The 19,956-nt window shown below is 69.6% G+C and carries 19 protein-coding genes; 12 read left to right on the top strand and 7 right to left on the bottom strand.

Annotated features, from left to right (window positions below; all coding sequences use genetic code 11):
- Positions 1-60 precede the first annotated feature (60 nt).
- Together aceE and aceF are read left to right on the top strand one after the other, a co-directional pair.
- Positions 61-2,790: a pyruvate dehydrogenase (acetyl-transferring), homodimeric type gene (aceE, locus tag HNQ09_RS17790; RefSeq protein WP_184031812.1), complete on the top strand. Its 2,730-nt coding sequence runs from the start codon at positions 61-63 to the stop codon at positions 2,788-2,790.
- A 94-nt stretch (positions 2,791-2,884) separates the two neighbouring features.
- Positions 2,885-4,753 carry a dihydrolipoyllysine-residue acetyltransferase gene (gene aceF, locus HNQ09_RS17785; RefSeq protein WP_184031810.1) on the top strand — a complete coding sequence of 623 codons (1,869 nt, stop codon included), beginning with the start codon at positions 2,885-2,887 and terminating at the stop codon, positions 4,751-4,753.
- A 120-nt stretch (positions 4,754-4,873) separates the two neighbouring features.
- On the opposite strand, the gene HNQ09_RS19055 is transcribed toward aceF, so the two are convergent.
- Both HNQ09_RS19055 and HNQ09_RS17770 read right to left on the bottom strand, forming a co-directional pair.
- On the bottom strand, positions 4,874-6,142 hold the full coding sequence (locus HNQ09_RS19055) for an ankyrin repeat domain-containing protein (protein ID WP_246363480.1): 1,269 nt from the start codon (positions 6,140-6,142) through the stop codon (positions 4,874-4,876).
- Between the two features lie 76 nt (positions 6,143-6,218).
- Entirely contained in the window at positions 6,219-7,400 is a 1,182-nt protein-coding gene (locus HNQ09_RS17770) for an acetyl-CoA C-acetyltransferase (RefSeq protein ID WP_184031809.1), read from the bottom strand.
- A gap of 78 nt (positions 7,401-7,478) precedes the next feature.
- Between HNQ09_RS17770 and HNQ09_RS17765 the strand changes: the two genes are divergently transcribed.
- Entirely contained in the window at positions 7,479-7,925 is a 447-nt protein-coding gene (locus HNQ09_RS17765) for an acyl-CoA thioesterase (RefSeq protein WP_184031808.1), read from the top strand.
- A 168-nt stretch (positions 7,926-8,093) separates the two neighbouring features.
- Positions 8,094-8,687 carry a DoxX family membrane protein gene (locus tag HNQ09_RS17760; protein ID WP_184031807.1) on the top strand — a complete coding sequence of 198 codons (594 nt, stop codon included), beginning with the start codon at positions 8,094-8,096 and terminating at the stop codon, positions 8,685-8,687.
- A gap of 45 nt (positions 8,688-8,732) precedes the next feature.
- Here the strand turns inward: HNQ09_RS17760 and HNQ09_RS17755 are convergent, their stop codons facing one another.
- The 3 genes from HNQ09_RS17755 to dcd all read right to left on the bottom strand — a co-directional run bounded on the left by HNQ09_RS17755 (position 8,733) and on the right by dcd (position 10,119).
- On the bottom strand, positions 8,733-9,164 hold the full coding sequence (locus tag HNQ09_RS17755; RefSeq protein ID WP_246363479.1) for a DoxX family protein: 432 nt from the start codon (positions 9,162-9,164) through the stop codon (positions 8,733-8,735).
- Between the two features lie 69 nt (positions 9,165-9,233).
- Positions 9,234-9,455, bottom strand: coding sequence for a hypothetical protein (locus HNQ09_RS17750; protein WP_184031806.1), 222 nt, complete (start codon positions 9,453-9,455; stop codon positions 9,234-9,236).
- A 103-nt stretch (positions 9,456-9,558) separates the two neighbouring features.
- Positions 9,559-10,119, bottom strand: coding sequence for a dCTP deaminase (gene dcd, locus HNQ09_RS17745; RefSeq protein WP_184031805.1), 561 nt, complete (start codon positions 10,117-10,119; stop codon positions 9,559-9,561).
- A gap of 68 nt (positions 10,120-10,187) precedes the next feature.
- Here dcd and HNQ09_RS17740 point away from each other — a divergent pair, with 68 nt between their 5' ends.
- Positions 10,188-10,940, top strand: coding sequence for a metallophosphoesterase family protein (locus tag HNQ09_RS17740; RefSeq protein WP_184031804.1), 753 nt, complete (start codon positions 10,188-10,190; stop codon positions 10,938-10,940).
- Positions 10,941-11,010: 70 nt separating this feature from the next.
- Here HNQ09_RS17740 and wrbA read toward each other — a convergent pair whose 3' ends face one another.
- Complete coding sequence (wrbA, locus tag HNQ09_RS17735; protein ID WP_184031802.1) at positions 11,011-11,613, bottom strand: NAD(P)H:quinone oxidoreductase; 603 nt, start codon at positions 11,611-11,613, stop codon at positions 11,011-11,013.
- A 226-nt stretch (positions 11,614-11,839) separates the two neighbouring features.
- Positions 11,840-12,871 carry a class II fructose-bisphosphatase gene (glpX, locus tag HNQ09_RS17730; RefSeq protein WP_246363478.1) on the bottom strand — a complete coding sequence of 344 codons (1,032 nt, stop codon included), beginning with the start codon at positions 12,869-12,871 and terminating at the stop codon, positions 11,840-11,842.
- A gap of 362 nt (positions 12,872-13,233) precedes the next feature.
- On the opposite strand from glpX, the gene pgm reads away from it, so the two are divergent.
- The 7 genes from pgm to HNQ09_RS17695 all read left to right on the top strand — a co-directional run.
- Positions 13,234-14,877 carry a phosphoglucomutase (alpha-D-glucose-1,6-bisphosphate-dependent) gene (gene pgm, locus HNQ09_RS17725; RefSeq protein ID WP_184031801.1) on the top strand — a complete coding sequence of 548 codons (1,644 nt, stop codon included), beginning with the start codon at positions 13,234-13,236 and terminating at the stop codon, positions 14,875-14,877.
- On the top strand, positions 14,874-15,359 hold the full coding sequence (locus HNQ09_RS17720) for a hypothetical protein (protein ID WP_184031800.1): 486 nt from the start codon (positions 14,874-14,876) through the stop codon (positions 15,357-15,359). The genes pgm and HNQ09_RS17720 overlap by 4 nt, the downstream gene beginning before the upstream one ends.
- A gap of 298 nt (positions 15,360-15,657) precedes the next feature.
- On the top strand, positions 15,658-16,062 hold the full coding sequence (gene rpsL, locus HNQ09_RS17715; protein WP_184031841.1) for a 30S ribosomal protein S12: 405 nt from the start codon (positions 15,658-15,660) through the stop codon (positions 16,060-16,062).
- A 161-nt stretch (positions 16,063-16,223) separates the two neighbouring features.
- Positions 16,224-16,694 (top strand): 30S ribosomal protein S7, encoded by a 471-nt coding sequence (rpsG, locus tag HNQ09_RS17710; RefSeq protein WP_184031799.1) that lies wholly within the window; start codon positions 16,224-16,226, stop codon positions 16,692-16,694.
- Positions 16,695-16,980: 286 nt separating this feature from the next.
- Positions 16,981-19,074, top strand: a complete 2,094-nt coding sequence (gene fusA / locus HNQ09_RS17705) for an elongation factor G (protein ID WP_184031798.1) — start codon at positions 16,981-16,983, stop codon at positions 19,072-19,074.
- A 97-nt stretch (positions 19,075-19,171) separates the two neighbouring features.
- Positions 19,172-19,582, top strand: a complete 411-nt coding sequence (locus tag HNQ09_RS17700; RefSeq protein WP_184031797.1) for a hypothetical protein — start codon at positions 19,172-19,174, stop codon at positions 19,580-19,582.
- Positions 19,583-19,810: 228 nt separating this feature from the next.
- Positions 19,811-19,956: GTP-binding protein (locus HNQ09_RS17695; RefSeq protein WP_246363158.1), on the top strand; the 146-nt coding region annotated here is incomplete at its 3' end.

Below are 19,956 nucleotides of genomic sequence, written 5' to 3'. Positions count from 1 at the left end.
GTCAGTGGCCCCACTTTGCCCTGTTGGAAGCGGTGAATGGCCGGGCATAGACTGGGCACCATGACGACATCTCCGCCCAACCGTCCTCCGCGTGCGGGCCTGCCGCCGCAGGAGCGAGAGCAGCTCAACGAGGTCGAGAAGCAGGAGTGGCTCGATTCCCTGGCCTACGTGCTGGCGAACGCGGGCGACGACCGCGCCGCGCAGCTGCTCGAGGACCTCGACCACTACGCCTACTTTCACGGGGCGCCGATTCTCTTCAAGCAGAACACGCCGTACATCAACTCCATCGACGTGGACCAGCAGCCCGAGTACCCCGGCGACCTGGAGCTGGAGCGCAAGATTCGCGACGCCATTCGCTGGAACGCCGTGGCGATGGTCGTCAAGGCGAATAAGAAGAGTGACGGCATCGGCGGGCACCTCGCCACCTATGCCAGCAGCGCCGAGCTGCTGGAAGTCGGCTTCAACCATTTCTTCCGGGGGCACGGGGCAGGGGAGAGCCGCGACCTGGTCTTTTTCCAGGGCCACGCCAGTCCCGGCGTGTACGCGCGCTCCTTTCTGGAGGGCCGCTTCGACGAGGGCGACCTGAACCGCTTTCGCCGCGAGCTGAGCCGGGAGGGCCGGGGCCTTTCCTCGTACCCCCACCCCTGGCTGATGCCCGACTACTGGGAGTTCCCGACCGTCAGCATGGGCCTGGGTCCCATCCAGGCGATCTACCAGGCGCGCTACATCAAGTACCTGGAAAACCGGGGCCTCAAGCCCAAGGGGGACGCCAAGGTGTGGGCCTTCCTGGGCGACGGCGAGATGGACGAGCCGCAGTCCATCGGGGCGCTTCGCTTCGCCGCCTACGAGAACCTCGACAACATCGTCTTTGTCCTGAACGCCAACCTCCAGCGCCTCGACGGGCCGGTGCGCGCCAACTCCAAGGTGATTCAGGAGTTCGAGGCTTTGTTCCGGGGCGCAGGCTGGAACGTCATCAAGGTCGTGTGGGACTCCAAGTGGGACGAGCTGCTGCAAAAGGACTACAACGGCGAGATCGTCAAGCGTTTCGAGGCGCTGGTGGACGGCGAGTCGCAGCGCTACGCGGCCTTTGGCGGCAAGGAGCTGCGCGAGAAGTTCTTCAACACGCCCGAACTCCAGCAGTTGATCGAGGGCTGGACGGACGCCGACCTCGAACTGCTCAACCGCGGTGGGCACGACGTCCACAAGATCTACGCCGCCTACGCCGCCGCCGTGAAGCATCAGGGCCAGCCCACCGTGATCATCGCCCGCACCGTCAAGGGCTACGGCCTGGGTGAGACGGCGCAGGCCCGCAACGTGGCCCACCAGGTCAAGAAGCTGGAGTTCGACGCCCTCAAGACCCTGCGGACCCTGCTGGAGCTGCCGCTGAGCGACGAGCAGGTCGAGCACTTGGACTTCTACAATCCCGGCCCCGACTCGCCGGAAGTGCGGTACATGCTGGAGCGCCGCGCCGCGCTGGGGGGCTTCGTGCCCGAGCGGGTCGTGGACTACCCGCACCCCACGGTCCCCACGGGCGAGTTCTACGAGGAGTTCGCGGCGGGCAGCAAGGGCCGCGCCGTGAGCACCACCATGGCCGCCGTGCAGATCATGAGCAAGCTGCTGCGCGACAAGGAGATCGGCAAGTACGTCGTGCCCATCGTGCCCGACGAGGCCCGCACCTTCGGCATGGACGCGCTGGTGCCGCGCATCGGCATCTACTCGCCGCGCGGGCAGACCTACCAACCCGTCGATTTCGGTTCGCTGATGGCCTACAAGGAGAGCACCGACGGCCAGATGCTCGAAGAAGGCATCACCGAAGACGGCGCGATGGCTTCCTGGATCGCGGCGGCGACGAGCTACGCCAACCACGGCGTGCCCACCATCCCCTTCTACGTCTTCTACTCCATGTTCGGGATGCAGCGCATCGGGGACCTGGTGTGGGCCGCCGCCGACCAGCGGGCGCGCGGGTTCCTGTTCGGCGCCACCGCCGGCCGGACCACCCTGGCGGGCGAAGGCTTGCAGCACCAGGACGGCAACTCGCTGCTGCAAGCCTACGTGGTGCCCAATCTCAAGGTGTACGACCCCGCCTTCGCCTACGAGCTGGCGGTGATCGTCGAGCGCGGCATCCAGCGGATGTACGTGGACGGCATCGACGAGTTCTACTACGTCACCATCGACAACGAGAACGAGGTCCAGCCCCCCATGCCCGACGACGGGCGCACCCACGACGAGATCCGCGAGGGGATCATCAAAGGGATGTACCGCTTCCAGAGGTCGGCCAACACCAAGGCCAAGCTGCGCGCGCAACTGCTCGCCAGCGGTCCCGCGATGGGCGCGGCGCAGGAGGCCGTGGGGCTGCTGGAGGGCTACGGGGTCGCGGCCGACCTCTGGAGCGTGACCTCCTACAAGGAGCTGCACCAGGACGCCCTGCTGACCCAGCGGCACAATATGCTGCACCCCCAGGAGGAGCCGCGCACGAGCTACGTCACCTCGCAGCTCAGCCGCGAGAACGCGCCGGGCGTGATCGTCTCGGTCAGCGATTACGTGAAGCTGGGCGCCGACGGCCTGAACGGGCACCTCGACCGCAAGGTCTGGACGCTGGGCACCGACGGGTTCGGGCGCAGTGAGGCCCGCGAGGAACTGCGCGACTTTTTCGAGGTGGACGCCAAGCATGTTGTGCTGGCGACCCTGTATGCCCTCCAGCGCGACGGCAAGGTGAAGGGGGACGTGGTGGCCAGGGCCATCGCGGACCTCGGCATCGACCCCGAACGCGACGCGCCGGTCTTGCGTTAAGTCCCCCGCCATCAGCCTTCAGCGCTCAGCCGCCTATGCTGAGAACTGAAAGCTGATGGCTCCTCTCAAGCTCTCAGGTCAAGGAGCGTTCAACATGGCGCAAGAACTGAAACTGCCCGACGTGGGCGACAACATCGAACAGGGCACGGTCGTGACGGTGCTGGTGCAGCCGGGCGACACGGTCAGCGAGGGCCAGCCCATCATCGAGATCGAGACCGACAAGGCCGTGGTCGAGGTGCCCGCCAGCGCGGGCGGCACCGTCGAGTCGGTGGGGGTGAAGGTGGGCGACACCGTGGCGGTCGGCGGCACGATCCTGACGCTGGCGGGCGGGGAGGCGGGCGCTGGGGGCCAGGCGGACCAGAACGCCGGGCAGACCCCGGCGCCCGGCACTCCCTCTGCCGAGCCGGACAGCCCCACGGTGGCCAGCGACCCCGACACTGCCAAGCGGGTCGCGCAGGCGCAGCAGGAGGCGCAGAAGGTGCAGGCGGGAACGGGTGGAGGCAGCCAGCCTTCTGCGTCCAGCAGCCAGCCCGCGTCCGGTGGTGCCCAGGTCACCCTGCCCGACGTGGGCGACAACATCGAGCAGGGCACGGTCGTGACGGTCCTCGTCAAGCCTGGCGATGAGGTCAGCGAGGGCCAGCCCATTATCGAGATCGAGACCGACAAGGCCGTGGTCGAGGTGCCCGCCAATGCCCCCGGCACGGTGGGCGAGGTGGCCGTGAAGGTCGGGGATACCGTCAAGGTCGGCGGCGTGATCCTGACGCTGACGGGCGGGGGGCAGGCTCCTGCCTCCCGCGCTCAGCCGTCCACGCCCGTTGCCGAGCCGGACGCGCCCACGGTGGCCTCCGATGCGGGCACCGCCAACCGGGTCGCGCAGGCCCAGCAGGAGGCGCAGAAGGCGCAGGCGGGCGCGGCCCCGGCCCAGCCGTCATCCCCGGGGGGGCGCTCCCCCACCCAGACCGCGCCCAGCCAGGCCCCGGCGGCCCAGCGTCCCTACGACACCCAGGCCTACGACAACCGCATCCTGGTGCCCGCCGCGCCCAGCGTGCGGCGTATGGCCCGCGAGATCGGGGTGGACATCCACGACGTTCACGGCACCGGGATCGCCGGGCGCATCAGCGAGGAGGACGTGCGGCGCGCAGCGGGCACCCCCAGTGTCCCCAGTGTCGCGGCAGCCGCGCAGGCCACCCCCGCTCCGGCGGCTTCTGCGCCCGCCCCAGCGGCAGCCCCCGCCCAGCCTCTGCCCGACTTCGAGCGGTGGGGCACGGTGCGCCGCGAGGACATGAGCGGCATCCGCAAGGCGACCATCCGCTCCATGACCGCCTCGTGGACGACCATTCCGATGGTCACGCACTTCGACAAGGCCGACGTGACCCGCATGGAGGAGACGCGCCGGGCCTTCGGCGCGCGGGTGGAGAAGGCGGGCGGCAAGCTCACCATGACCCACATCCTGATGAAGGTCGTGGCGGGCGCCCTGCGGAAATTCCCCAAGTTCGGCGCCAGCCTCGACCTCGCCGCGCAGCAGGTCGTCTACAAGGACTACGTCAACCTCGGGGTCGCGGTGGACACGCCCCAGGGCCTGCTTGTCCCGGTTCTCAAGGACGCCGACCGCAAGAGCATCACCGAGATCGTGCTGGAGCTGAACGAACTCGCTGGAAAGGCCCGCGAGCGCAAGCTCAGCCCCGCCGAGATGCAGGGCGCGACCTTTACGATTTCCAACCTCGGCGGGATCGGTGGGCACGGCTTCACGCCCATCGTGAACTCGCCCGAGGTCGCCATCCTGGGCGTGTCGCGCGGCGGGCTGGAGCCGGTCTGGAACCGCGAGACGGGCAGCTTCGAAGCCCGCAACCTGCTCCCGCTCTCGCTGACCTACGACCACCGCCTGATCGACGGGGCCGACGCTGCGCGCTTCCTGCGCCACATCTGCGAGACGCTGGAAGACCCCTTCCTGATCTCGCTGTAGCTCCCGCCGCCCGCCTGCACCCCCGCCCCCGTGGTGGGGGTGTCGCCGTGCGCCGCCAGAAAAAACCGCCCCCCCAGAGGGCGGGCGGAGCTGCGGCGGGGCGCGGGGCGGCTGGTGGGGTCAGCGGTCGTCGGCGTCGCCCCGCACCTCGGCGCGCAGTTCGGTGGGGGTGCCGGGGGGCAGGTCGCCGGGCTGCTCTCCGGGGTGGGGCGACGTCTGCTGGCTGGGCGGCGTGTAGCCGGGGTTGAGGTCCGCGGCCGAGTGCTGGCGCTCGCGGACCACTCCCATGCCCGCCGAGACACCCAGGCCCATCGGGACCACGCCGTCGGCCAGGGCGCTGTCCACCCCGGTCCCGGCCACCGTCTGCGCGCCCGCGAACTCGGGAGCCTCCAGGGCCTTTTCCATCGCCTCGGGGTCGCGGGTGGCGAGGTGGTCGAACTGGTGCGTCACGTCGCCGGGATCGGTGGCGGGCAGGCTGATCCCCTTGCCCTGGTCGGCGCTGGCGACCCGGTCCTCGGCGGGCGTCGAGGTGTAGCGGGCCTGATGGGCGTCTTTGGGGTCGTGGGTCTGGAAGCCCGTGCGGGGGTCGGCCTGGCCCGTCAGCTCGTTCACGGGCATGGGCGTGTGGCGCTCGCGCTCCTCGTCGGGGCGGCCGTCTCGGTTGTCGGTCATGCGCCCAGTGTCGGCCTCGGCCCCGGCGGCTGCATTCCGGGTTCCTTGAGGCTCGTGGCGCGCGGCCCTCAGAATCCCGGCCACGGCTTGGTGGCCCTCTTCTGCTGCCAGGGCCTCGGCGTCCTGCCCGTCGGCGGTGCGGGCAGCAGGGTCGGCGCCTGCGGCCAGCAGCACCACCACCAGCGCCTGGTTGCCATTTCGCGCCGCGCCCATCAGCGGGGTCAGACCCCCGTGCTGCACGGCGTTCACGTCCGCCCCAGCGTCCAACAGCCGACGGGCCAGGGCCGGGTGGTCGCCCGCGACGGCGGAGTGGAGGGGCTGAACCTCCAGCGCGTTCTGGCTCGCCCGGTTCACGTTCGCCCCGCGCGAGAGCAGTTCGGCAGCCACCCCCTCATGGCCAAAGAGGGCAGCCAACCCCAGCAGGCTGAAGCCGTCGGGGCTGAAGGCGTGCAGCAGGTCAGGTTGCGCGTCAAGCTGCCCCCGCAGAACCGCGAGTTCGCCGGTCGCCGCCGCCTCGAACGCGCTCAGGGACGCTCCGGCTTCGATCAGCAGCCGGGTGATTTGGGGGCGCCGGTAGTAGGTGGCGAAGAGGACAGGGGAGAGGCCGGTGGGGCTGGTGGCCGTCAGCAGCCCCGGCTCGGCCCCGATCAGGAGGCGCACGCCCTCCAGATTGTTCGCGTGGATGGACTGAAAGAGGTCCTGAACGGCGTCGGTCATGCGCCTAGGGTAAGGCGAGGCGGCGGAGGTGGGAGGCTGCTCGGCCAGTCCTCCCGACCCCGCCGCCTGCTCCGGCCTAGCCGCGCGCCCGCACTACCATCGCGATGCCCATGCCGCCGCCGATGCACAGGCTCGCCACGCCGGTCTCCTTGCCCTCGCGGCGCAGGGAGTGAATCAGGGTGGTCAGCACCCGCGCCCCCGAGGCCCCGATGGGGTGCCCCAGCGCGATGGCGCCGCCCGTGGGGTTGGCTTTCGCGGGGTCCACGCCCAGGTCGCGCAGCACCGCGAGGCTCTGGGCCGCAAAGGCCTCGTTGAGTTCGAGCAGGTCCACGTCCGCCAGGGTCATCCCCGCCTTTTCCAGCGCGATCGGCACCGCCCGCGCCGGGCCGATGCCCATGATCGCGGGATCGACCCCGACCGCCGCGTGGCTGACAATCTCGGCCAGGACCGGCAGGCCGTTGGTCCGCGCGTAGCCCTCGCTGGTCACGACCAGCATCGCCGCGCCGTCGTTGATGCCGCTGGCGTTTCCGGCCGTCACGGTGCCGTCCTTTTTGAAGGCGGGCTTGAGTTTCGCCAGGGCCTCCAGGGTGGTGGCGCGGGGGTACTCGTCCTTCTCGAACAGGGTCACCCCCTTGCGGCCCGGCACCTCCACCGGCACCGTCTCGGCGTCGAAATGGCCCGCCTGTACGGCGCGGGCGGCCCGCTCCTGACTGTCCAGGGCAAAGGCGTCCTGCTCCTCGCGGCTGAGCTGCCACGCCTGGGCGATGTTCTCGGCGGTCATGCCCATGTGGTAGTCGTGAAACACGTCAGTCAGACCGTCTTTGAGGATCGAGTCGAGCGCCTGCGCGTGGCCCAGGCGGTAGCCCTGGCGGGCGCGTGGCAGCAGGTAGGGCGCGCCGCTCATGCTCTCGGTGCCGCCCACGAGGTACAGCTGGCCGTCGCCCGATCTCAGGCCCTGCACCGCGCTGATGACCGCCTGGAGGCCCGAGCCGCAGACCCGGTTCACCGTGAGGCCCGGCACGTGCTGGGGCAGTCCGGCCCCAACCGCGACCTGCCGCGCCACATTCATCCCCTGCCCCGCCTGCAACACGTTGCCCACGATCACGTCGGCCACGTCGTCGCCGTTGACGCCGCTGAGCACGGCTTTGGCTGCCGTGACCCCGAGGTCCACCGCCGACACCTCCGCGAGGCTCCCCAGGAAGCTGCCGATGGGCGTGCGCCGCGCCGCCGTGATGACCAGAGTGTCCGCGTTTGTCATGGGGGCAATCTAACGCGGGCGCGGCACGGAGCCTGGCCGGTGTCCCCCTTTCTGGAACGGCTCCGCTACCCTGCCCCCATGACCCGCCCCGTGCCGCACGCCCGCGCCGCCTACCCCTACCACCACCCCACCCCGACCCGCTGGGCCGACAACGACGTGTACGGCCACGTCAACAACGTCACCTACTACAGCTACTTCGACACGGCCGTGAACGCCTACCTGGCCGCGCGCGGGGCGCTCGACGTGCAGGGGGGGGCCGTGATCGGCCTCGTCGTGGAGACCGGCTGCGCCTTTTTCGCGCCCGCCGCCTTTCCCGACCTGCTGAGCGTCGGGGTGCGGGTGGCGCAGCTGGGGCGCAGCAGCGTGCGCTACGAACTGGCCATCTTCCGGGAAGGGGAGGCGGCGGCCTGCGCGCAGGGCCATTTCGTCCATGTGTACGTGGACCGGGCCACGCGCCGCCCGGTCGCGCTGCCCCCGGCGCTGCGGGCCGCCCTGGCGCCGCTGGCCGTGGGCGAGGCAGGCTGACAGGCGGCCCGGGCGAGGGGAGCGAGGGCAAAGGGGGGAGCCGCCTGCGGAGGCACGTAATGGTCTGGTAATGCCCGGCTGCCACCCTGGGTCTACAGGCGCATGGGCCGGGTTCATCGACCAGATGGGCGAGCGCGGCCTCCCCGCCTCTTCCCAGGAGGGACCCCTATGACCGCAAGTTCTGCTTCCCGCATCGTGACCGAACCGGGCATCTCGCGCTTTCTCTTCGCCGACACCCGCCTCGCGCCGCTGTGGGCCTTGCTGCGCATCTACGTGGGCTGGCAGTGGCTGAACGCCGGGTGGCACAAGGTCACCGATCCGGCCTGGGTCGGCTCACAGGCGGGCACCGCCGTCACCGGGTTCCTGAACGGCGCGCTGGCCAAGACGGGCGGCGAGCGGCCCTCGGTGTCCGGCTGGTACGGTTCCTTTATCGAGAACGTCGCCCTGCCCAACGCCACCCTGTTTTCCTACCTGGTCGCCTTCGGGGAAACGGCGGTGGGGATCGCGCTGATCCTGGGCCTGCTCACGGGCGTGGCCGCCTTCTTCGGCGGGCTGATGAACGCCAACTTCCTGCTGGCCGGCACGCTGTCGAGCAACCCGCTGCTCTTTATCCTGGCGACCTGGCTGGTGCTGGCCTGGCGGGTCGCGGGCTGGTGGGGGCTGGACCGCTGGGTGCTGCCGCGCCTGGGCGTCTTCAGCGCGCCCAAACGCGAGGGAACCGAGACCTCCCTGCCGCCCCGGCCGCCGCGCACGATCTCCTGAACGCCGCTCTCGCCGCGCCGCCGCCCCTCTCGGGTGGGCGGCGTTTCAGTGGGGGGTCCGGCGGCTGGCCCTTCGGCGGCTGGTCCTCTGGCGTCCGGCCCGCCAGACCGCCCACATCAGCAGCGGCTGAAGCGGCAGCCGTGCCCACAGCGCCCAGGCCGGCAGCGGTGCGAAGCGCTCGGCCTGCTGCGCCATAAAGAGGTTGGCGGGAAACACGGCGGCCAGCAGCGCCAGCAGGCCCCAGCGGGCGACGGGCCGGGTGGCGGGGTGCAGCAGGCCCAGCCCGCCCAGCAGCTCGGCTGCGCCGCTGAGCAATGTGGCCGCGCGTGGGGCCATCGGCAGCCCCGGCGGGACGATCCGGTCGAAGGGCTGCGGCTTCACGAAATGCAGGATGCCCGCGCCCACGAACAGGGCGGCGAGCAGCAGCACGCCGGGAGTGGGGCGCGGGACTTCAGGGGTGGACATCACGCTTGACATGGGGCAGTCTCCTGACGCGGCGCAGCGAAAAGGACCGGGCGGCTTGGCCCGGCCCTTCTGGATGCAGGGTCAGCCCTGGTTGGAGGCGGGGACGCTCCGGGCTTCCTCCACGTCCTTTTTTTCCTTGTGGCCGTCATGCTCGGTGTTGCGGGCGGCGTTCGCCTCGCGGTCGTTGACCCCCTTGAAGGAGGGCTTGCCGTCGTGCTCGATCTCGTGGACTTCCTGCTTGTTGCGGTCGTACTGCTCGGGCTGGCTGGTGTGCCCCTTGTTCTTGTCGTCTTTGTCCGGCATGGGGCCAGCCTGACAGACCCCGCTCCCGCCCGGACGAGAAGACAGCCAGGAGACATTTAGAGAGGGGCCCTTGGAGCCGCGCTCTCCCACTCCAGGCAGGCTTTTAGAGGCGCGGCAGCGTCACGCCCTGCTGGCCCTGGTACTTGCCGCTCCGGTCGCCGTAGGTCACTTCCGGGCGTTCGCCCTCGAAAAACAGCAGCTGCACGCAGCCCTCGTTGGCGTACATCTTGGCGGGGAGGGGCGTCGTGTTGCTGAATTCCAGGGTGACGTGCCCCTCCCAGCCGGGTTCCAGCGGGGTCACGTTGGCGACGATGCCGCAGCGCGCGTAGGTCGATTTTCCCAGCGCCACGACCATCACGTTGTCGGGAATCCGCATGTATTCCAGGCTGCGCGCCAGCACGAAGGAATTGGGCGGAATGATGATCTCGCCTGCCTGAAGGTCCACAAAGGAGCGGTCGTCAAAGTGCTTGGGGTCCACCACGGCGCCGTAGACGTTGGTAAAGACCTTCCACTCGTCGGCGCAGCGCAGATCGTAGCCGAAGCTGCTCAGGCCGTAGCTGATGACGTGGCCCTGCCCGGCGGTGCGGACCAGGCGGTCTTCGAAGGGGCTGATCATGCCCGCTTGGGCGAGTTGGCGAATGCGCCAGTCCGGAAGGATGCTCATGGGCCGCATGGTAGCGGGAGGCCGCGCTAGCCTGGGCGGGTGAAGCGGGCCACATGGGGCGGGGCCGGATGAGGGTCGCGGTGATCAGCGACGTGCATGGCAACGCCTGTGCGCTGGAAGCCGTGCTGCGCGAGGTCGCCAGGGCGGCCCCCGACCTGACCGTCAACCTGGGCGATCAGGTGGAAGGCTCGGCGGACCCCGCCCGCGCGGCGGCCCTGCAACGCGACCTGGCCGGAGCCGGGGCGCTGGAGGTGCGCGGCAACAACGAGGAGAAGTTCTGGCCGGGGGGACGGCGCTCGCCCCTCGCCCGCGCGTACGGGGCGTGGCTGGAGACGCAACTGGACGCGGAGACGCGGGCGCGGCTGGCCGCCCTGCCCCTGACCGCCCGCACGCCGGACGGGGCCATCTTCGCCTGCCACGGCACGCCGGACAGCGCCTGGGACAGCTTGCTGTGGGTCTGGCACTCCGAAGGCGCCGGCGGCTTCTACCGCGCCCGTGACCCCGGCGGGTTGCGTGCCCTGGTCGAGCCATTGGGGGCGGAAGTCGTCTTGTGCGGCCACACCCACCGTCCCGGCGCCACGCGGGTGGGGGACACGTTGGTGGTCAACGCGGGGGCGGTCAGCGATCAGGTGGACGGCGACCCGCGCGCCCGCTGGACCCTGCTCGAAGGCCGGTCCGGACACTGGGCGGTGGAATTTTGCGCCGTGCCCTACGACGTGGAAGCCGCTGTGCGGTGGTCGCAGTCGCGCAGCCCCTTCGGAGAGGGCGAGGCCGCCCTGCTGCGCTCGGGAACCTTCGGCGTGCGGGGGGACGGAGGGTAGCTTCCCCGTAGCACACACACGAAAACCCCTCCCCGGTCCGCAGACGGGGGAGGGGCCGTGTGCGCCGTGCTCAGCCCTTGAGCTTGCGCGTGACCTCGACCTGACGGCGGGCCTGGTGGCGGATGGAGGCCTTGTCCTCCTCGCTCAGCGGCTGGCCGTTGGCAGTCACGCTGGCGCCGTAGGGGTTGCCGCCCGAGGCGAAGATCGCGGGGTCGGTGTAGCCGGGCGGCACGATGATCGCGCCCCAGTGCGCGGCCATGACATACAGGGTCTGGATGGTGGTCTCCTGCCCGCCGTTGGGGTTCTGGGCGCTCGTCATCACGCTGAAGGTCTTGTCCGCCAGGGCGCCCGAGGCCCACAGGCCGCCCAGGGTGTCGATAAAGACCCGCAGCTGGCTCGCCGAGCCGCCCCAGCGGGTGGGCGTGCTGATCAGGATCGCATCGGTGTGCTGCATGTCGTCGGCGGTCGCCTCGGGGATGTGCGCGGTGCGCTCCTGCTGCGCCTTCCAGGCCTCCTGGCCGTTCACGACCTCCTGCGGGGCCGTCTCGCGGGCCTTGACCAGCCGGACCTCGGCTCCGGCCTCGCGGGCGGCCTCGGCGGCCACCTCTGCCATCTGGTGGTTGGTGCCGTAGGTCGAGTAGTAAAGGATGGTCATCCGGACAGGGTTCGTCATCGGCACAGTCTACTCCCCTCGGCCAGATAGTTCAACATTAAGCGATCCATCACCTCGGACGTTGCCCTGACCCCTCACGGCGGTCATCCCCAGACCGGGAGGAAGGCCCTTCAGGGCTTGTGGGGTGAGCGGGCCAGGCTGCGCAGCAGGGCAGGTGGCAACGGCTCACAGCGGTTGGAATGGAGGGTAAGGGTAAGAAAGTGCCCCTTTTGACCGAACCCCGCTGTCAGACCCGGATCGTCACCCGCGCCGTGTCGTCCTCCAGATGCACGGTGTCGATAAAGCGCACGACCCGGCTGGCGTAGCCCATCACCAGGGTGTGGGTGCGGGCGCCGCCGCCGAAGCGCCGCACGCCGCTGAGCAGCTCGCCGTAGGTGATGCCGGTGGCCGAAAAGACGATCTGGCTGCCCGAGGCGAGTTCGTCGGTTTTGTAGACCCGGCGCTCGTCCACGCCCATCTGGGCGAAGCGTTCGCGCATCGCGTCGTCCTCCGCGATGAAACGGCCCTGGATCTCGGCGCCCAGGCACTTCATCGCCGCCGCCGAGAGCACCCCTTCGGGCGCCCCGCCCGACCCCATCAACGCGTGGACGCCGGTGCCGCGCACGCCAACCGCCAGGCTGGCGACCACGTCGCCGTCGCCGATCAGCTTGACCCGCGCTCCCGCCGCCCGCACTCGCCGGATCAGGTCCGCGTGCCGCTCGCGGTCGAGGATGGTGATCAGGAGGTCCTCCACGTCGCGCTCCAGGCTCTGCGCCAGGGTGGCGAGGTTGGCCTCCACCGGCCAGTCGAGGTGCACCCGTCCGGCAGCGGGAGGCGGCACGACCAGCTTGTCCATGTAGCAGTCGGGCGCGTGCATCAGGCCGCCGCGCTCCGAGAGGGCGATCACGGCCAGGCCGTTGGGCAGCCCCTTGGCGGTCACGCTGGTTCCCTCGACCGGGTCCACCGCGATGTCCACCTCATATTGCCCCTGCCCCAGCTCCTCCCCGATGTAGAGCATGGGCGCTTCGTCCATCTCGCCTTCCCCGATCACCACCCGGCCGCGGATGTCCAGGCTGCCCAGCAGTTCGCGCATCGCCTCGGTGCCCGCGCCGTCCACCGCGTTCTTGTCGCCCATGCCGACCCAGCGGCTGGCGGCCAGCGCGGCGCCTTCCGTGACCCGCGCGGTTTCCAGCACCAGCGCGTGCTCGAAGTTGTTCACGCGGGTCTGCGCCGCCGCGTCCGGTGTCTGCGCGCCCGCCCTCTTGCCTTTGCCCGTCATAGGGCGAACCTAACACGCCGGGGCAAGAGGCCCTTCTGGGAGCGGTTCCACCCAAGGGGGCAAAGGCGAGCCGGGATCAGAAGGCCGCCTGCCTCCGGCCGGGGAGGCCGGGAGCAGGCCAGGGGCAGGTGAGGTTCGGCGGTCGGGCGGCTCTCACCGCAGCACGCCCGTCCACACCAGCAGCAGCCACAGCAAGACCGGAACTGCCAGCGAGCCGAGAATCAGTTTCAGCAGCCGCCACCAGTCGTTCAGGAACTCGCGCATGGCCGGAGGGTAGCAGGCGCGGCGCCGACCTTGAGCAATCGGCCACACCCTGTTCCGGTCCCCGCCCGGGGCAGGGCGGCGTGCTTAGACTGCGGGGTATGAGTGTCCACGAACTTGCCGGGAAGCCGCCGCCGCAGAGCCTGCTGACGAACATTCCCCGTCTGGTCGCCCACTACTACGAGATCCGCCCCGACCCGGCGCAGCCAGCGCAGCGGGTGACTTTTGGCACCAGTGGACACCGGGGCACCTCCCTAAACGGCACCTTCAACGAGGCCCATATCCTGGCCGTCTCGCAGGCGGTGGCCGAACACCGCGCGGCGGCGGGCATCACGGGGCCGCTGTACCTGGGGCTGGACACCCACGCCCTGAGCGAACCCGCCTGGATCACCGCGCTGGGGGTGCTGGTCGCCAACGGGGTGCGGGTGCGGGCGCAGCCGGGCTGGTTTACCCCCACGCCCCTCGTCAGCCACGCGATCCTGAGCCACAACCGCGCCGGGCAGGGCGGCGCGGCCGACGGCATCGTGATCACGCCCAGCCACAATCCCCCGCAAGACGGCGGCTTCAAGTACAACCCGCCCTCGGGCGGTCCCGCCGATACCGAGATCACGCGGGCCGTGCAGGAGCGGGCCAACGCGCTGCTGGAAGGCGGCCTGCGCGGCGTGAAGCGGGTGGGGCTGGACGACGCGCTGGCCGCGCTGGAACCGTTCGACTTCGTGACCCCCTACGTGTCCGCACTGGGCGAGGTCGTCGATCTGGTTGCCATCCGCGAGAGTGGCGTTCGCCTCGGCGTCGATCCGCTGGGCGGCTCCAGCCTGCCGGTCTGGGAGGCGATCCGCGACACGCACGGCCTGAACCTCACCCTGGTGAATGAGCGGGTGGACCCCAGCTTCGCCTTCATGAGCGTGGACCGCGACGGCAAGATCCGCATGGACTGCTCCAGCCCCTACGCGATGGCCGGGCTGCTGCGGTTGAGGGGCGACTTCGACGTGGCGGTCGGCAACGACCCCGACGCCGACCGCCACGGTATCGTGACCGCCGACGGGTTGATGAACCCCAACCATTACCTCGCGGTGATGATCGACTACCTCTTTCAGCACCGCCCCGGCTGGAGCGCCCAGGCGGGCGTGGGCAAGACGGCCGTGTCGAGCGCGCTGATCGACCGGGTGGCGGCGGGCCTGGGGCGGCGGCTGGTCGAGGTGCCGGTGGGCTTCAAGTACTTCGTGGACGGCCTGCTGACCGGGTCGCTGGGCTTCGGCGGCGAGGAATCGGCGGGCGCGAGCTTTCTGCGGATGGACGGCGGCCCCTGGAGCACCGACAAGGACGGGATCATTCCGGGCCTGCTCGCCGCCGAGATCACCGCCAGAACCGGGCAGACCCCCTCCCAGCGCTTCGCGGCGCTGACCACCCAGTACGGCGAGACCGCCTACGACCGCCAAGACGCGCCCGCCAATGCCGCCCAGAAGAAGGTGCTGGCGAACCTCTCGCCGGGGCAGGTCGCCGCCACCACCCTGGCGGGCGACCCCATCACCGCCCGGCTGACCCACGCCCCCGGCAACGGCGAGGCGCTCGGCGGCCTGAAGGTCACCACGGATCAGGCCTGGTTCGCCGCCCGGCCCAGCGGCACCGAGGACGTGTACAAGATCTACGCCGAGAGCTTCCGGGGCGAGGACCACCTGCGGCAGGTGATGGATGAGGCCCGCGAGGTCGTGGCGGCGGCCTTTCAGGCGGGAGGGGCCGGATGAGCCTCACCGGCGGACACACCGTCATCACCCGCGAGGAGATCCGGGACGTGGAGTTCGACTGGTTCGCCGCCGACGCCGGGGGGCACCTCGCCCAGTTCCTGGCGGCGGGTGACCCCCACGTGCCGGGGGCCGCCCTGGTGTCCGAGGAACTGCTCGAAGCGCTGCACGTCTGGCTCGACACCCGCCCGGAGCGCGAGGAGGCCAACGCCCCGGCGGGCGGCTTCGACGAACACCTCACCCCGCCGCAGCGCCGGGGCGCCTACGTGTACGACCACGTGCCCGGCGAGCCGGGCGTCTACCGCCTGGTCGCCGCGCCGCGCACGCCCCTGGGGCTGGCCGAAGTGCCCGAGCGGCTGCGCGCCTACCTCGCGGACCTCACCCTGCCAGTCACCTTCGGGGCGGCCCGCCTGCGGGTGGGCGAGGACGGCGCGGCCGAGGAGCTGCCAGCGGGCGGGGAGGGGAGAGCCAGCCGGGGCGAGTAAGGCAAAAGCCAGGCGTGGTGGGACGGCTTCGCCGCGCCTTGCGTGCCGTGGGCCGGGAGGAGTATGCTACTGCGGTTGAAAACTGCCCGGCCCAGGGTTGCACCGGAAGGTTTCTCGGCACGTGCGCTCGCTGTCCCCCGATGCTGACGGAGCGGAAGCGGCACGCAGATCACCTCAGGTTTCACCGCCAACCCGATCCCGCTCCCGCCCCGCCGGTTCACTTCCAGCAGGCGTGTGGGTGGGCCACCCCGCGCAGGCCGACCCCCGGCCAGCGCATTCAGAAGAGGAGTGATTGACCCTGCCTACCACCCAACAGCTGCTCCGTAAGGGGCGCGCCACCCTCCAGAAGAAGAGCAAGGTTCCGGCCCTCAAGGGCAGCCCCTTCCGCCGCGGCGTCTGCACGGTCGTGAAGACCACCACGCCGAAAAAGCCCAACTCGGCGCTGCGCAAGATCGCCCGCGTGCGTCTTTCCAGCCAGTTCGAGGTCACGGCCTACATCCCCGGCGAGGGCCACAACTTGCAGGAGCACTCGGTCGTGCTGATCCGTGGCGGCCGCGTCAAGGACCTGCCCGGCGTGCGCTACCACATCGTGCGCGGCACCCTCGACACCCAGGGCGTCAAGGACCGCAACAAGAGCCGCTCCAAGTACGGCACCAAGAAGCCCAAGGCGGGCGCTGCCGCCGCGGGCGCCAAGAAGAAGTAAGGCCCCTGACGTTTGAGCCGGGGGCCGGGGCTATCCCCCTCTTCCCGAGGCTCCGTCCGGGTCCAGAGGCTGACAACCCCGTGGGGGTGAGGCCAATGCAGCAACCACCCAAGCAAGTCGCCGGGCGCCTGACCACAGAGGCGCAGTCTTAAGGAGTCAACATGGCACGTCGCCGCAGAGCAGAAGTTCGCCCCATCCAGCCGGACCTGGTTTACCAGGACGTGCTGGTGAGCGCGATGATCAACCGCATCATGGAAGACGGCAAGAAGAACCTCGCCTCGCGCATCTTCTACGGCGCCTGCCGCTTGGTGCAGGAGCGCACCGGCCAGGAGCCGCTGAAGGTCTTCAAGCAGGCGTTTGACAACGTCAAGCCCAGGGTCGAGGTCCGCAGCCGCCGCGTGGGCGGCAGCACCTACCAGGTGCCCGTCGAGGTCAGCGTGCGCCGTCAGCAGAGCCTGACCCTGCGCTGGATGCTCGCTGCCGTGGACGGCCGCCCCGAGCGCACCGCCATCGAGCGCCTCGCGGGCGAGATCATGGACGCCGCGCAGGGCCGTGGCGGCGCCATCAAGAAGAAAGACGACGTGGAGCGCATGGCGGAAGCCAACCGCGCCTACGCGCACTACCGCTGGTAATCCCCGGTGAAGAGGCCGCCTTCTGGCCTCTGAACCCGGGCGGACTTGTAAAGCCCGCAGGGAGCGAGAAGGGAAAGAAGCGAGTTTCGCGGAGTGGAGCAGCAGACGGCGGCTATCCAAGCGGCACTGGCCCACTGATGCGGAGCGGAGCGGAACTCGCGGACCCGGAAGATTCGGGAACCTCTCACCGGACAGCGGCCCTTTTGCCTGCTGTCCCGTTTCGCTGAAAATCCGGCAGCGGACCTCACGGTGACGGGACACGTCACCACCGACAATAGGGAGTCCTATGACCACCAAAGCACAGAGCTACCTCACCCACTTCCGCAATATCGGGATTGCCGCGCACATTGACGCGGGCAAGACCACCACCACCGAGCGCATCCTGTACTACACCGGCCGCACCCACAACATCGGCGAGGTTCACGACGGCGCCGCCACGATGGACTGGATGGAGCAGGAGCGCGAGCGCGGCATCACCATCACCGCCGCCGCCACCACCGCCAAGTGGAAGCACTCCGGCAGCGGCGAGGAATACACCGTCAACATCATCGACACGCCCGGCCACGTGGACTTCACCATCGAAGTCGAGCGGTCCATGCGCGTGCTCGACGGCGCGGTCGCGGTGTTCGACTCCTCGCAGGGCGTGGAGCCGCAGAGTGAAACCGTGTGGCGCCAGGCCGACCGCTACGGCGTGCCCCGCATCGCCTTTTCCAACAAGATGGACAAGACGGGCGCCTCCTTCGAGCTGGTGCTGGGTGACATCCGCGAGCGCCTCGGCGCCATTCCCGCCCCCATCCAGTACCCGATGGGCCAGGAAAGCGACTTCAAGGGCATCATCGACATCGTGCGTCAGCGCGCCCACACCTACACCAACGACCTGGGCACCGACATCCAGGAAAGCGACGTGCCCGCCGAGTACGCGGACAAGGTCGCGGAGATGCGCGCCCAGCTGATCGAGGCGGCCGCCGAGGTCGACGAGGACGTGATGATGAAGTTCCTCGAAGGCGAGGAGCCGACCGTCGAGGAGCTGGTCGCCGCCATCCGCAAGGGCACCATCGAGAAGCGCATCTTCCCGGTGCTGTGCGGCAGCGCGCTGAAGAACAAGGGCGTGCAGCTGCTGCTTGACGCGGTCGTGGACTACCTGCCCAGCCCGCTGGAAGTGCCCGCCATCAAGGGCACCCTGGAAGACAGCGAGGAGACCCGCGAGTTTCCCGCCGACCCCGAGGGCAAGCTGGCCGCGCTGGCGTTCAAGATCATGGCCGACCCCTACGTGGGCCGCCTGACCTTCGTGCGCATCTACTCGGGCACCCTTCAGTCGGGCAGCTACGTGTACAACGCCACCAAGGAAAAGCGCGACCGCGTGGGCCGTCTGCTGCGCATGCACGCCAACAGCCGTGAGGAAGTCACCGAGCTGAAGGCCGGAGAACTCGGCGCCGTGATCGGCCTCAAGGACGCGGGCACCGGCAACACCCTGATCGGGGACGGCGACGAGCGCGTGCTGCTGGAGAGCATCGACGTGCCCGAGCCGGTCATCAAGCTCGCCATCGAGCCGAAGACCAAGGCCGACCAGGAAAAGATGGGCATCGGCCTTCAGAAGCTCGCCGAGGAAGACCCCACCTTCCGGGTGGAGTCCGACCAGGAAAGCGGCCAGACCACCATCTCGGGCATGGGCGAGCTGCACCTGGAAATTCTGGTGGACCGCCTGAAGCGCGAGTACAAGGTGGACGCCAACGTGGGCGCCCCGCAGGTCGCCTACCGCGAGACGATCACCCGGGCCGTGGACGTGGAAGGCAAGTTCGTCCGTCAGTCGGGCGGACGCGGGCAGTTCGGCCACGTCAAGATCAAGGCCGAGCCGCTGGAACCCGGCGCGGGCTTCGTGTTCGAGAACGCGGTCGTGGGCGGCACCGTGCCGCGCGAGTTCGTCGGCCCGGCCCAGAAGGGCATCGAGGAAGCGATGCAGAGCGGCCCCATGCTGGGCTTCCCGGTCGTGGACATGAAGGTCAGCCTCTACGACGGCTCCTACCACGAGGTGGACTCCAGCGAAATGGCGTTCAAGATCGCCGGTTCGATGGCGCTCAAGGAAGCCGTGCAAAAGGGCGCCCCGGCGCTGCTGGAACCCATCATGCGCGTCGAGGTGACGGTGCCCGAGGACTACATGGGCGACATCATCGGGGACCTGAACAGCCGCCGCGGCCAGATTCAGGGCATGGAGGCGCGCGGCAACGCGCAGATCGTCAAGGCGTTCGTGCCCCTCAGTGAGATGTTCGGCTACGCGACCGACATGCGTTCCATGACGCAGGGCCGCGCGAGCTACTCGATGTTCTTCGACCACTACAACCAGGTGCCGAACAACATCGCCCAGCAGCTGATGAAGAAGTAAGCCTGGCCAGGCTTGGGGGAGGCGCGTCCGCAGGGGCGCGCTTCTCCTTTCTTTGAGTTCCCGCTTCCCGGAGGGGACTGCGCGCTAGCCTGCGGGCATGTCTGCTCCTGTTTCCCCCTGGCGGCCTGCCCGCCTGGCCTTTCTGACGGTTCCGCTGCTGATCGGCCTGATCTACAACGCCCTGTCGCTGCTCACGCTCCCTTTTTCGGGAGACACCATCAATACCGTGCTGGCCCAACTCGGCGCCGCGACCGGGGAACCGGTGCCCGCGCTCACGCAGGCCCAGGTCATGACGGTGCTGTGGCTGTCGTTCGCGCTGACGGCTGGCCTGGTGCTGTGGCTGTACTTCACCCGGCGCGCGGTGCTGGAAGGCCGCAGCTGGGGCCGGGTGTCGAGCATCGTGATCGCGGTGCTGAGCCTGCTGCTGTTTCCCTTCGGCACGGTCCTGGGCATCGTGATGCTGATCGGCGCCTTCGACCGCGAGGTGCAGGCTTACACCCGTCGCTGAGGGCCGGCGCGGCTTGCCCGGCGGGTTCAGAGGGGCGCCGGGACTTGAAGCGGCGCTGAAAATTGAGTAGCCTGACAAGTCGGTGCGGCTGGACCCCCGGGGTTCAGCGCAACGTGCCAGCAAGGCGGGACACCGCCCTGGCGGGAATCAACCCAATGTGGGACGCGCCCACAAGCCCGATCAAAGGGTTTTTTTGGCGTGCCCTCCCACCGCTTGGAGGACAGAGACATGGCAAAAGGAACGTTTGAGCGGACCAAGCCCCACGTGAACGTGGGCACGATCGGGCACGTCGACCACGGCAAGACTACGCTGACCGCGGCGATCACCTTCACGGCGGCCGCGATGGACCCCACCATCGAGACCCTGGCCTACGA

Source organism: Deinococcus budaensis (assembly GCF_014201885.1).
In the GTDB taxonomy this organism is placed as follows: Bacteria; Deinococcota; Deinococci; order Deinococcales; family Deinococcaceae; genus Deinococcus; species Deinococcus budaensis.
Note: the sequence above shows the minus strand (reverse complement) of the source record. Positions and strands in the feature narration are given on the sequence as shown.